12 protein-coding genes are annotated in these 11,825 nt (G+C 74.0%); 6 read left to right on the top strand and 6 right to left on the bottom strand.

All coding sequences use genetic code 11. From position 1 onward, the window contains the following. Positions 1–264: 264 nt before the first annotated feature. The 3 genes from PV789_RS14585 to PV789_RS14575 all read left to right on the top strand — a co-directional run bounded on the left by PV789_RS14585 (position 265) and on the right by PV789_RS14575 (position 3,312). Complete coding sequence (locus PV789_RS14585; RefSeq protein WP_274977937.1) at positions 265–1,296, top strand: pirin family protein; 1,032 nt, start codon at positions 265–267, stop codon at positions 1,294–1,296. A 358-nt stretch (positions 1,297–1,654) separates the two neighbouring features. Next, positions 1,655–3,199: a sodium-dependent transporter gene (locus PV789_RS14580; protein WP_274977936.1), complete on the top strand. Its 1,545-nt coding sequence runs from the start codon at positions 1,655–1,657 to the stop codon at positions 3,197–3,199. After that, entirely contained in the window at positions 3,199–3,312 is a 114-nt protein-coding gene (locus PV789_RS14575; RefSeq protein ID WP_212639894.1) for a methionine/alanine import family NSS transporter small subunit, read from the top strand. Before PV789_RS14580 ends, PV789_RS14575 begins: the two co-directional genes overlap by 1 nt. A gap of 84 nt (positions 3,313–3,396) precedes the next feature. On the opposite strand, the gene PV789_RS14570 is transcribed toward PV789_RS14575, so the two are convergent. Together PV789_RS14570 and PV789_RS14565 are read right to left on the bottom strand one after the other, a co-directional pair. Then, the gene (locus PV789_RS14570) at positions 3,397–3,942 is read right to left on the bottom strand and encodes a type 1 glutamine amidotransferase domain-containing protein (RefSeq protein WP_274977935.1); all 546 of its coding nucleotides are present in this window, start codon (positions 3,940–3,942) and stop codon (positions 3,397–3,399) included. Between the two features lie 118 nt (positions 3,943–4,060). After that, positions 4,061–4,915: a DMT family transporter gene (locus tag PV789_RS14565; protein WP_274977934.1), complete on the bottom strand. Its 855-nt coding sequence runs from the start codon at positions 4,913–4,915 to the stop codon at positions 4,061–4,063. Positions 4,916–4,955: 40 nt separating this feature from the next. Here PV789_RS14565 and PV789_RS14560 point away from each other — a divergent pair, with 40 nt between their 5' ends. Further along, positions 4,956–6,407, top strand: coding sequence for an aminotransferase-like domain-containing protein (locus PV789_RS14560; protein ID WP_274977933.1), 1,452 nt, complete (start codon positions 4,956–4,958; stop codon positions 6,405–6,407). Between the two features lie 48 nt (positions 6,408–6,455). Here PV789_RS14560 and PV789_RS14555 read toward each other — a convergent pair whose 3' ends face one another. Beyond that, entirely contained in the window at positions 6,456–7,154 is a 699-nt protein-coding gene (locus PV789_RS14555) for a hypothetical protein (protein WP_274977932.1), read from the bottom strand. A 135-nt stretch (positions 7,155–7,289) separates the two neighbouring features. Then, positions 7,290–8,672 (bottom strand): FAD-binding oxidoreductase, encoded by a 1,383-nt coding sequence (locus tag PV789_RS14550; protein WP_248773093.1) that lies wholly within the window; start codon positions 8,670–8,672, stop codon positions 7,290–7,292. A 215-nt stretch (positions 8,673–8,887) separates the two neighbouring features. Here PV789_RS14550 and PV789_RS14545 point away from each other — a divergent pair, with 215 nt between their 5' ends. Then, positions 8,888–9,640 (top strand): SDR family oxidoreductase, encoded by a 753-nt coding sequence (locus PV789_RS14545; RefSeq protein ID WP_274977931.1) that lies wholly within the window; start codon positions 8,888–8,890, stop codon positions 9,638–9,640. Between the two features lie 58 nt (positions 9,641–9,698). Then, complete coding sequence (locus tag PV789_RS14540; RefSeq protein WP_274977930.1) at positions 9,699–10,124, top strand: DNA-binding protein; 426 nt, start codon at positions 9,699–9,701, stop codon at positions 10,122–10,124. A 144-nt stretch (positions 10,125–10,268) separates the two neighbouring features. On the opposite strand, the gene PV789_RS14535 is transcribed toward PV789_RS14540, so the two are convergent. Beyond that, positions 10,269–10,811, bottom strand: coding sequence for an MOSC domain-containing protein (locus PV789_RS14535; RefSeq protein ID WP_274978143.1), 543 nt, complete (start codon positions 10,809–10,811; stop codon positions 10,269–10,271). Positions 10,812–10,894: 83 nt separating this feature from the next. Next, positions 10,895–11,743, bottom strand: coding sequence for an MmyB family transcriptional regulator (locus PV789_RS14530; protein WP_274977929.1), 849 nt, complete (start codon positions 11,741–11,743; stop codon positions 10,895–10,897). Between the last annotated feature and the right edge of the window lie 82 nt (positions 11,744–11,825).

The raw sequence follows: 11,825 nt of genomic DNA, 5'->3' as shown, positions 1-11,825 counted from the left end.
GGGCCCCGGACCTGCCACGACGTGAAGCGCTTCGACACCCGTCCCCGCCAGAGCGCCCGGAAGGCCCCGGAACCGTCGGCGACGACACCCGCCAGCCCTTCGGCCGCCGCACCGGCGCGGTCCGCCGCGAGGGGCGCCGCCCTTTTTTCGCGGGCGGTCCGCCCGCCTCGCCGGACACGTCCACCGGCTCTGGTGACGCGGACCTCCCTGCGGCACGTCCCCGGCGGGTGCCGGGGCGGGACCGTCTCGGCTACCTTCGGCAGGGTGAGCAATCTGGACACCCATCCCGCCGAAGAGCGCGTCTGCGGCGGAGAGGTCGACCCCGCCGGCACCGCAGTGTCCGGCGACACCGAACTCCTCGAACCGCGCGAGGTCCCGCTCGGCGGCCCGCGCGCCATGCTGGTCCGCCGCGCCCTGCCGGGGAAGAACCGCCGCATGGTCGGCGCGTGGTGCTTCGCCGACGTCTACGGACCCACCGGCGTCGCCGACGGCCCCGGCATGCAGGTGCCGCCGCACCCCCACATCGGCCTGCAGACCGTGAGCTGGCTGGTCCAGGGCTCGGTCCACCACCTGGACGGCCTGGGCTCGGACCAGTTGGTCCGCCCCGGCCAGCTCAACCTCATGACCGCCGGACACGGCATCGCCCACTCCGAGCGCTCCCCCGCCGACGCCCCGCCGCTGCTGCACGGCGCCCAGCTGTGGATCGCCCTGCCCGGGGACGACCGCGAGGGGCCGGCCCGCTTCGAACACCACGCCGACCTGCCCGCCTTCGACCTGCCCGGCACGGACGCGCCGGGGGCCAGGGTCACGGTGATCGCCGGAGAGGTGGACGGCCGCCGCTCCCCCGCCCGCGTGCACACCCCGCTCATGGGCGCCGAGGTCGTGCTGGAGCCCGGGGCCCGGGTGCGCCTGCCCCTGGACGCCTCCTTCGAACACGGTGTCCTGCCCCTGGACGCGCCCGTGCGGGTCCTCGGCCACGACGTCGAGGCCGGTGCGCTGCTCTACGCGGGAGAGGGGCGCACGGAGGTGGAACTGCGGGCCGATGAGACCGCGCACGTGCTGGTGATCGGCGGTGAGCCCTTCACCGAGGACCTGGTGATGTGGTGGAACTTCGTCGGCCGCGACCACGACGAGATCGTGCGGGCCCGCCGCGCCTGGGAGAGCGACCGGGACGGCGCCGTCGACGCGGACGGGCGGCGCTTCGCCGCGGTCGCGGCCGACGACGACGCGGCCCTCCCGGCTCCGGAGCTGCCCAACGCGCGCCTGCGCGCACGCCCGCGCCACCGCGGCGCGTAGCCGCCCGCGACTGTCGGCCGGGGTCTGCCGGGGCGGGGCGCGTCCGCGTGCCACGGCCCGGCAGGGCCCCGGCCGTGCCCTTGTGGTCCCGGGCCTGCGTCCGCCGGGAACCGGCCGGTTCCCGTGACGAGTGCCCCGCCCCCGGCGGTCGCCGCCACGCGCGCGGGCAAGAGCGGCTGAAGGTTTCCGGTAAGCACCCCTTGTCGTTTCCGTCCCTCGTGCGAGTCTGGACAAAAGGAAACGAAGAGAGCATCGTGGGGCGACACCCTGTCCAGGCTTCCCGTCCCACGATGCTGACCAGGCCAACTCCTGCTACGGTGCGGATCGCGAACTACGGGATGATTTAGGAGACCTGAACATGGTCCAACAGACTCGCGAGCAGTGGGGATCGCGCGCGGGCTTCCTGATGGCGGCGATCGGCTCCGCCATCGGTCTGGGCAACATCTGGCGATTCCCCTACATCGCCTACGAGAACGGCGGCGGCGCCTTCATGCTGCCCTACCTCATCGCCCTACTCACCGCCGGTATCCCGCTGCTGATCCTGGAGTACAGCATCGGGCACCGCTACCGCTCCTCCGCGCCGCTGTCCTACCGGCGCATCACGCGGCCCGCCGAGGCCATCGGCTGGTGGCAGGTGGCCATCTGCTTCGTCATCGCGGTCTACTACGCCGTGATCGTGGCCTGGGCCGCCCGGTTCGCGTGGTTCTCCATCGGGCAGCAGTGGGGCGACGACCCCAACGCGTTCTTCTTCGAGGACTTCCTCCAGATGAGCGAGGGGCCCGGCATGGTCTCGGGCTACGTGGCGGGTGTGGCCTGGCCGCTCGTGGGCGTGTGGGTCGTGGTGCTGCTCATCCTGGCGCTGGGCGTGCGCAACGGCATCGAGAAGGCCAACAAGATCTTCATCCCGCTGCTGGTGGTGCTGTTCCTGGTCCTGGTCGTGCAGGCGCTCACCCTGGAGGGGGCCGCGACCGGTCTGAACGCCCTGTTCACGCCCGACTGGAGTGCCATGCTCGACGGCAGCGTCTGGATCGCCGCCTACGGGCAGATCTTCTTCTCCCTGTCCGTGGGCTTCGCCATCATGGTCACCTACGCCTCCTACCTGCGCCGCAGGGCCGACCTGACCGGCTCGGCGATGGTGGCGGGCTTCGCCAACAGCTCCTTCGAGCTGCTCGCGGGCATCGGCGTGTTCGCCGCCCTGGGCTTCATGGCCACCGCCGCGGGCACCGGGGTCGAGGACGTGGCCGCCGACGGCATCGGCCTGGCCTTCGTCGCCTTCCCGCAGATCATCTCGACCCTGCCCATCGGCGGCGCGCTGTTCGGGGTGCTCTTCTTCGGCTCCCTGGTGATCGCGGGCCTGACCTCGCTGATCAGCATCGTCCAGGTGATCGTCTCCGCGGTGCAGGACCGCACCGGCCTGGGCCGCATCCAGACCGTGCTGCTGGTGGGCGGCGCCACCGCGCTGGCCTCGATCCTGCTCTTCCCCACGCCCGAGGGGCTGCACTTCCTCGACGTGTTCGACCACTTCATCAACCAGTACGGCATCGTGCTGGCCGGGCTCGTCATGATCGTGGTCTTCGGCTGGATCGCGCGCAGGCTGCCGATGTTCCAGGAGCACACCAACGCGATCTCCTCGATCCGGCTCGGCCTGTGGTGGAAGGCCACGCTGGGCGTGGTCACCCCGATCCTGCTCGGCTTCATGATGTGGGACAGCCTGCGCACGGAGCTGACCGAGAACTACGCGGGCTACTCGACCGGGTTCCTGCTGGCCGCCGGATGGGGTCTGGCCATCGGCGTGATCGTCTTCGGGATCGTCGTCTCGCTCTTCCCCTGGAAGCGCGCCGACGCCCTGGCCCGCGAGGACGCCGACACCGAGGAAGCCACGACCAAGGAAGGGGAACGCTGATGACCACCAGCGCGATCGTCATGATGGCCGTCGCCATGATCCTGCTGTGGGGCGGGCTCATCGCGGCCATCGTCCACCTGCGCCGCCACCCCGAGAAGCCCGAAGAGGGGTAGCCGCGCCCGAACGGCGACGGGGCGGTGGGAGCCGATCGGCTCCCACCGCCCCGTCGCCGTTCGGGCGCCCTCGCGGGAGGCCGCCTACTTCGCGGCGAACTCGCGGACGATGCGCTCGCAGAAGGCGGGCAGGTCGTCGGGGTTGCGGCTGGTGGTGATCCCCTGGTCGGTGACCACCTCCTCCTCCACGACGGTCCCGCCCGCGTTGCGGATGTCGGTGCGCAGGCTGGGGTAGGAGGTCACGGTGCGCCCCCGCACCACGTCGGCCTCCACCAGGATCCACGGCCCGTGGCAGATGGCTGCCACGGGCTTGCCCGCGGCCACGAAGTCGCGGACGAACCCCACCGCGTTCTCGTCCGAGCGCAGGTTGTCCGGGTTGACGGTCCCGCCGGGGACCACCAGGGCGTCGTAGTCGTCCACCCCGACCTCGGACACCACGCGGTCCACGTCGAAGGTGTCCGCGGGTTCGATGTCGCCGTTCATCGCCTGGATCCGCCCGGACTTGAGCGAGACCAGGTCGATGGTGGCGCCCTCCTCGTTCAGCGCCTTGCGCGGTGTGACGAGTTCGACCTGCTCGACCCCGTCCGCGGCCAGAATCGCGACCCGACGGCCGTTGAGCTTGTCGGCCATGGCTGCCCCCTCAGAGCTGGACTCTTTCCGGCACCCTCCGTGCCGCGTTGGCGCCCCTACCCGCACAGGCCGTGCTCTCACACCACCCGCCGGGGAGGCCCCCGCCACGTTCGAGGGCTCAGCCGCGCGACCTCTGGGTGACGGCGACGCACACGAGGACGACGACGGCGGCGACGGGCGCGGCCGGGGTCAGCGGCTCCCCCACCAGCAGCACCGCCCACACCAGGGTCAGCAGCGGCTGGGCGAGTTGGAGTTGGCTGGCCCGGGCGACGCCCATCGCGCCCATCCCCCGGTACCAGACCACGAACGCGCCGAACTGCGACACCGCGGCGAGGTAGGCCATACCCGCGAGTGCGCGCGGCGCGGCGTCCACCGGTTCGGCGGCCAGAGCCCACAGCGCGGCGGGCACGGTCAGCGGCGCGGCGGCGACCAGCGCCCAGGCGATGACCTGCCAGCCCGGCATGTGCGCGGCCAGCCGGCCGCCCTCGGCGTACCCTGCGGCGCACAGCACCAGGGCCGCCAGCAGGTACAGGTCGGCCGGGCCGGGTGTTCCGCCGCTGCGCACCAGCGCGAACGCGACGACGGCCGCGGCGCCGCACACCGCGGCCGTCCAGAACCGGCGCGAGGGACGCACCGGGCTGCGGCGCAGGGCGAACACGGCGGTGGTGAGCGGCAGCAGCCCGACCACGACCGCGGCGTGGGAGGTCGAGGAGGCCTGGAGCGCGAGCGTGCTGAACAGGGGGAACGCCACCACGCAGCCCAGCGCGACCACGGCGATGCCCCGCCGGTGGACGCGGTCGGGCAGCGGGGCGCGGACCGCCGCGAGGCAGCAGCCCGCCAGCGCGGCGGCCAACGCGCACCGCACCACCGCCACGCTCCAGGGCCCGAAGCCCTCCAGTGCCCACGCGGTGGCCGGAAGGGTGAACGAGAACCCGAGGACGCCGAGCGCCGCGCACAGTGTCGCGCCGAGCACCGCTACTCCGCGCGTCGCGATAGCGCTATCTTGTGTCTTCATGAAACAGCGTAGCAGCGTGCGGGAATTGACGGATTCTCTACGTGGGGAGATCAACCGCTACTCCCCTGGGGAGAAGCTGCCGTCGAGCCGGGCACTGGTGGACCGCTACGGCGTGAGCCCGGTGACCGTGTCGCGGGCCGTCGCGGCGCTGGTCGCCGAGGGCGTGGTGGTCACCCGCCCCGGCGCCGGGGCGTTCCGTGCGGGCGCAGGCGCCTCCGGGCGCCCGGTCGGCGACACCTCATGGCAGGAGGTCGCGCTGAGCGCCGAGACGGCGGCGGCCTCCGGCGAGCCGGTCCCGCGCACCGTGGACGCCTCCGGGGTGTTGGCCACCCTCACCCCGCCCGCCCTGGGAGTCATCGTGTTCAACGGCGGCTACCTGCACCCCGCTCTCCAGCCCGAGCAGGCCATGGGCGCCGCACTGGCCCGCGCGGGTCGGCGCCCGGGAGCCTGGGCACGCCCGCCCGCGGAAGGGGTGGAGGAGCTGCGCGGCTGGTTCGCCCGTCAGATCGGCGGCTCCGTCGGCGCGGCCGATGTGCTGGTCACCTCGGGCGGGCAGAGCGCGCTGACCACCGCGCTGCGCGCCCTGGCCCATCCGGGGGCGCCCGTGCTGGTGGAGTCGCCCACCTATCCCGGTCTGCTGGCCATCGTGCGGGCCGCGGGCCTGCGGCCCGTCCCCGTCCCGGTGGACGCCGAGGGGATCCGCACCGACCTGTTGGAAGAGGCGTTCGCCGCCAGCGGCGCCCGTGTGCTGGTGTGCCAACCCCTCTTCCACAACCCCACCGGAACGGTCCTGGCTCCGGCCCGGCGGGGCGAGGTGGTGCGGATCGCGCGCGCCGCGGGCGCGTTCGTCGTGGAGGACGACTTCGCCCGCCACCTGGCGCACGCCGACGCCGCAGCCCCGCCGCCCCCGCTGGCGGCCGAGGATCCCGACGGCACCGTGGTGCACGTGCGGTCGCTGACCAAGGCGACCTCGCCCAGTCTGCGCGTGGGGGCGATCGCCGCGCGGGGACCGGTGACGCGGCGCCTGCGCGCGATCCAGCTGGTGGACAGCTTCTTCGTGGCGCGCCCCCTCCAGGAGGCCGTGCTGGAGCTGGTCGGCTCCCCCGCCTGGGGCCGACACCTGCGCGCGGTCGCGGCGGGCCTGCGCGAGCGCCGCACGGCCATGGCCGCGGCCCTGGCGCGGGAACTGCCCGAACTGGCGGCGCCGCACCTGCCCGCGGGCGGGTACCACCTGTGGCTGCGGCTTCCCGGTGAGGCCGACGAGGCCGCGCTCGTGTCGGCGGCGCTGCGCGCCGGGGTGGCGGTGGCCGCGGGCCAGGCCTACTTCCCGGCGGAGCCGACCGCCCCGCACCTGCGGCTCAGTTACGGCGGCGCGGCCGGGACCGCCGAGATCATCGAGGGGGTGCGCCGCCTGCGCGCCGCGTTCGCCGGTACCGCACCCGGGGAGTGAGGGGTGCCGCCGCTGACGCCGTCCGCCGCGCCCGTCCCGGAGGAGCGCTCACCCCAGGGTGTCCTGCGCGCTCTCCCAGACACCGGCCGGAACCCGTTCCAGCAGGCCGATCGCCGCGTCGGCGCGCTCCCGGACGCGACCGGTCTCCAGCGGTCCGCGCTCCCAGGCCACCAGGTAACGGCCGCCGAGGCGGAACGGGCACACGCCCTCGCGCGCGAGAAGCCACTCCCGCACCGGTTCCCCCAGGACGGTCGCCGCGAAGGCCCCGTCGCCGGTCACCGCGGCGAACCGCTCGTCGAAGGCGGCCTCGCCCGCGGTCCAGGCGCGGGCGCCGTCGGTCCGGGGCTGGGGCGCACCGGCACCGGCCTCCTCCACCTGGAGCAGCGGCACGCCCGCGGGCAGGGCCACCGCCACCACGGTGTACACGTGCGCGACGGTGCGGTGGCGCTGCTGGGGATGGGGTGCGGCGTAGCCGTACTCGTAGGCCAGGACCCGGCGTCCGCGCAGTTCGGCGCACAGCACGTGCCTGGCCCGGGCGTTGGACCGCCGTTCCAGGAAGGGGACGCCCTCGAAGCGGTCGACCAGCTCGGGCCGCTCGCGGTCGTAGCGCCACCCCTCCCGCGAGGCCCACAGGGACAGGGCGCGGGAGCGGCGGCGTTCGGCGGCCGAGCCCGCGACCGCCGCCCCGATCACGCCGACGACCACCAGGGCCGCGATCACCAGAACCAGGACGGTGGTGGTCTCCATGGGGGTCTCCTCGTGCGCGGTGCGGTTCCTGACCTCTGAGACGCCGCGCGGTCCCCGACCGGTTCCACCCTTCTCACGGCCCCGCGCCCCACCGTCCGCGGCCCGCTCCACCTTTCGGTCCGCGGCCCCCGTGGGCTAGGACGCGGCGAAGACCTTGCCCGGGTTGAAGATGCCCCTCGGGTCCAGGGCGTCCTTGACGGCCCGGTGCATGGCGAGCACGTGCGGACCCATCTCCCGGGCGGCGCCGCGCATCTTGAGCAGGCCCACGCCGTGCTCGCCGGTGACCGTGCCGCCCAAGGCGATCGCCTCGTCCACGATCACCTCGAAGGCCTCCTGCGCGCGCTTCTTGGCGTCCTCGTCACCGGCCGGGACGATGAACAGCGGGTGCAGGTTGCCGTCGCCGGCGTGCGCGATGTTGCCGATGCGGGTGTCGAAGCGCCTGCCGATCGCCTCGATGCGCTCCAGCATCAGGGGCACCTTCGCCTTGGGCAGGCACATGTCCTCGGTCAGCAGCGGGCCGAGCCGCTCCAGCGCCGGGTAGGCCAGGCGGCGGGCCTCGAACAGGGCCTCGGCCTCCTCCTCGTCGGTGGAGCGCACCGCGTAGACCGCGCCCTCGGCCTCGAAGCACGCCAGGATGCGGTCGGCCTCCTCCTCGCCCGCCGCCCCGGGCTGGTCGCTGCGCGCCAGCAGCAGCACCTCGCCCTCGGCGGACAGTCCCATGTTCTTCCAGTCGTCCACCGCCTGGAGGCAGAACCGGTCGATCAGCTCCATCGCCGAGGGCACCACCCCGGCCGCCGAGACCGCCGCGACGGCCCTTCCGGCCTCCACCAAGGAGTCGAAGTAGCCGACCACGGTGTGCTCGGTGCCGGTGCGCAGCGGCCGCATCCGCAGCGTCACCTCGGTGACCAGGCCCAGCGTCCCCTCCGAGCCCACCATGAGCCCGCACAGGTCGTAGCCGGTCACGCCCTTGGCGGTGGTCCGGCCCAGCCGCACCACCTCGCCCGAGCCCACGACCGCCTCCATGCCCAGCACGTAGTCGCGGGTGACCCCGTACTTGACGCAGCACAGGCCGCCCGCGTTGGTGGCCACGTTGCCGCCGATGGTCGACCAGGGCGCGGAGGCCGGGTCCGGCGGGTACCACAGGCCGTCCCGCGCCACCCGCTCGCGCAGGTCGTTGTTGACCACGCCCGGCTGCACGGTGGCGGTCTGCTGCACGGGGTCGACCTCCAGGACCCGGTTCATCCGCTCGAAGGAGACCACGACCCAGCCGTCCACGGCGTTGGCCGCACCCGACAGCCCCGTCCCGGCTCCGCGCCCGACCACCGGGACGCCCAGTTCCGCGCACACGGCCACCGCGGCCGCCACGTCCTGGGTGTGGCGGGGGCGCACGAGCGCGGCCGGGGCGCCGTGGGGAGCCCACTCGGCCTCGTCGTGGGAGTAGCCCTCCAGGACGGCGGGGTCGGTGACCACCTGCTCCGCGCCGACCGCTGCCGTCAGTCTCCCGGCGATCCCGGACATGAGCACACTCCCTCACCGCTCGCTCGGCCGCTCCGCTGTGCCGACACCGCCAGCACTCTAACCGGACACCGGGCGCCGAAGACACCACCGCCCCCTGGTCAGGACGGTCGGCGGCGCGTCCCGCCATGGACACGCCCCGGGGCGTCCCGCCGGAGACCGACGCGCCCGGTCACCCGAGACCTAGCATGGGTCCTCCAGGAAGCGAAGGAGTGCGTATGAAGACAGTCCTCGTCACGGGCGGCACCGGCACCCTGGGACGGCCCGTCGTGGAACGCCTGCGCCGGACCGGACACCAGGTGCGCGTCCTGAGCCGCCGCCCCGACCCGGACGACCCCGCGTCCTTCGCCGTGGACCTGCGCCGGGGCACCGGGCTGGCCGACGCGGTCCGGGGCGTGGACACCGTCGTGCACTGCGCCAGCGCGCCCGCGGGCGGCGACATCGAGTCGGCCACCCACCTGATCCGCGCGGTCCGCGAGGCGGGGGTGGCGCACCTGGTCTACGTCTCCATCGTCGGCGTGGACCGGGTTCCGCTGGGATACTACAAGGCCAAGCACACCGTGGAGAGCGCGCTGGCGGCCTCCGGTCTGGGGTGGACGGTGCTGCGCGCCACCCAGTTCCACGACCTGGTGCTCAGGCTGTGCGCGGGTGCGGCCCGCCTGCCGTTCATGCCCGTCCCCGACGTGGACGTGCAGCCCGTGGCGGTCGAGGAGGTCGCCTCCCGCCTGGCCCACCTGGCCGACCACCCTCCGGCCGGGCGCGTGGCGGACATGGGCGGCCCGCGCGTGCAGTCCTTCCGCGACCTGGCCGCGGCCTACCAGCGCTGGGCGGGGACGGACCTGCGGACGGTGCCCGTACGCCTGCCGGGCGCCGTCTTCGCCGCCTACCGCGCCGGGGGCCACCTGGCCCCGGACCGGGCGGTGGGCAAGGTGACCTTCGCGGAGTTCCTGGACAGCCGGGACCCGGCGTGAACAACCTGTTGAAAACCATTCGTTGACAACTGGGGGTTTGCGCCTCCATTCTGGAGGCATGAGCGAGGAACAGCGCGAGAGCGCCTTCACCCGACCCGACCCGCGAAGCGCCCGCCGTATGCGCACCCACGAGGCACTGCTGCGCATCACCGAACGCCACGCCACCGGAGAGCACCGCACGCGCTGGGACGAGGCACGCATGCCCATGGCGCCCCTGGACGCCTTGCGGCGCGTCGCCGACCTGGCCGCGGGCGGCGCACATCCCGAGCCCGGCGCCCCGGCCGTGGACCAGGACGACCTCACCGCCGCCCTGACCCTGGTGCCCTGGGCGCGCGCCGAGTTCGACCAGTTGGAGGCCGGACTGCTCCAGATGTCCAAGGGACGCGGCATGACCTGGCAGGAGATCGCTTTCGGCCTCGGGCTGGGCTCGGCCCAGGCCGCCCGCCAGCGCCACGAACGCCTCCTGCAGCGCGGCGAGAGCTGAGGCGCCGTGTCCGGTGGGCTGCGCGGCCACCGCCAGCCCCTCCCGATGGGTGTGGCGGATCAGGGCGACCGCGTTGTCGGCATCCGCGTGCACACCGACCCCGGGCTGCTGGCCTCACTGGTGTGAGGGGCCCGGGGGCTCTCCTCAGACCCGTTCGAGAGGTGTGTGGGCACCTCGGGGCGCCCGCACACGCACAGCCATACCGGGTTCGACCGTGCCGCTGGTCAGGACGACGCCCATGATCCCGGCCCTGCGGACCACGGTTCCGTCCTCCTCGCGGTGCAGAACCTGTTTGAGCAGCCCCCGGGAGAAGCCGTCGATCTGCGCACAGGGGTTGCGCAGGCCGGTGACCCGCACGCTGGCCCCGTCACCGAAGGACAGGACGGTGCCCACAGACAGGGACAGCAGGTCCAAGCCGCGGGTGGTGATGTTCTCGCCCAGTTGTCCAGGGGCGACCGCGAACCCGGCCTCGCCGACCTCCTCCAGGAGCTCTGCGTGCACCAGGTGGACCTGGCGCAGGTTGGGCTGGTCGGGGTCCGCGGCGATCCGGGACAGGTGCTGGACGGTGGCGCCCAGGTGGGCGTCACCCTCCACGCCCAACCCCGCCAGAAGACGGATCCGGGGCAGGGCGGCCTTGCTGAACGTGTGGCCGGGACTGCTGCTGACCGACTCCACCACCGGGTCCATGGACGCCATCCCCTCGCTCGCTCAGGTGTTCCGCGCCACAGCTTAGCCAGTCCGGCGCACCTGCCGGGGAGGGAGCACCCCGGTCAGCCCGGCACCGCTCGCAGACCGCCCCGTCCGGGTCGCTCCAGGTCCTCCAGCGCGGCCGCGGTGGCCTCGTCGGCGGGCAGGTAGACGACCAACTGCTGGTCCTCGGTGTCCAGGGTCTCGTAGGACAGGCGCAGTTCACCCGCGACCGGGTGGGCCAGGCGCTCCACCCCCGTGCGCGGGGGCGCCGACGGCGCGGCCCGCATCCGGTCGGTGAACGCGGCACCGGCCACGATCGACAGCTCCTCCACCAGGTGGGCCGTGTGCGGGTCCTCACGCGGGGACCAGGCCCTGAACACGGCCACCCACGCGTCGGCCACCCGGTCCCAGTCGGGGTAGGCCCGCCGGGCGCGGTCGTCGGCGAACAGGAACCAGACCCGGTTGGGCGGGTCCCCCTCCGTGAGCCCGACCGGCCCGGCCAGGCGCTCGTAGGCGCCGGTGTGGGCCACGACGTCGCCGAGCCGGTTCAGCAGCACCGCCGGGGTGTGCGCCATCCGCTCCAGCAGCGCTCGCACCGTGGGCCGTACCCGCCGCTCGGGCGGCTGCCCGCCCGGGCACAGCGCACCGGCCCCCGAGGCCGCCTTGGACAGGTTGCGCAGCTGGACGCGCTCGCCCACCGACAGGAGGAGGGCGTCCGCCAGCGCGGTCAGGACCTGCGGTGAGGGGTTGCGGTCGCGCCCCTGCTCCAGCCGGGTCAGGTAGTCCATGCTCACCCCCGACAGGGTGGCCAGCTCGGCCCGCCGTAGTCCGGGGGTGCGGCGGCGCTCCCCCGCGGGCAGTCCCACCCGCTCCGGGGCCAGGTCCTCCCGGCGGGCGCGCAGGAACGCCCCCAGCTCGTTCTCGCTCATGGGCGGCAGTCTACGGTCGCCGGCCCGCGCCGATCCTGGCCCCGCCGGGGCCAGCCTCACCGCGGCCTTCCCACCCGACTCC

Source organism: Nocardiopsis camelliae, assembly GCF_028993595.1.
GTDB lineage: Bacteria > Actinomycetota > Actinomycetes > Streptosporangiales > Streptosporangiaceae > Nocardiopsis > Nocardiopsis dassonvillei.
The sequence above is the reverse complement of the archived record's forward strand: the minus strand, read 5'-3'. Positions and strand labels throughout refer to the sequence as shown.

Bases quoted from the DNA above. Each gene is read 5' to 3' on its own strand.
- PV789_RS14560 (WP_274977933.1), top strand. From the start codon at position 4,956: ATGAAACAGCGTAGCAGCGTGCGGGAATTGACGGATTCTCTACGTGGG.
- PV789_RS14555 (WP_274977932.1), bottom strand. From the start codon at position 7,154: ATGGAGACCACCACCGTCCTGGTTCTGGTGATCGCGGCCCTGGTGGTC.
- PV789_RS14530 (WP_274977929.1), bottom strand. From the start codon at position 11,743: ATGAGCGAGAACGAGCTGGGGGCGTTCCTGCGCGCCCGCCGGGAGGAC.
- PV789_RS14550 (WP_248773093.1), bottom strand. From the start codon at position 8,672: ATGTCCGGGATCGCCGGGAGACTGACGGCAGCGGTCGGCGCGGAGCAG.
- PV789_RS14535 (WP_274978143.1), bottom strand. From the start codon at position 10,811: ATGGACCCGGTGGTGGAGTCGGTCAGCAGCAGTCCCGGCCACACGTTC.
- PV789_RS14545 (WP_274977931.1), top strand. From the start codon at position 8,888: ATGAAGACAGTCCTCGTCACGGGCGGCACCGGCACCCTGGGACGGCCC.
- PV789_RS14570 (WP_274977935.1), bottom strand. From the start codon at position 3,942: ATGGCCGACAAGCTCAACGGCCGTCGGGTCGCGATTCTGGCCGCGGAC.
- PV789_RS14575 (WP_212639894.1), top strand. From the start codon at position 3,199: ATGACCACCAGCGCGATCGTCATGATGGCCGTCGCCATGATCCTGCTG.
- PV789_RS14540 (WP_274977930.1), top strand. From the start codon at position 9,699: ATGAGCGAGGAACAGCGCGAGAGCGCCTTCACCCGACCCGACCCGCGA.
- PV789_RS14580 (WP_274977936.1), top strand. From the start codon at position 1,655: ATGGTCCAACAGACTCGCGAGCAGTGGGGATCGCGCGCGGGCTTCCTG.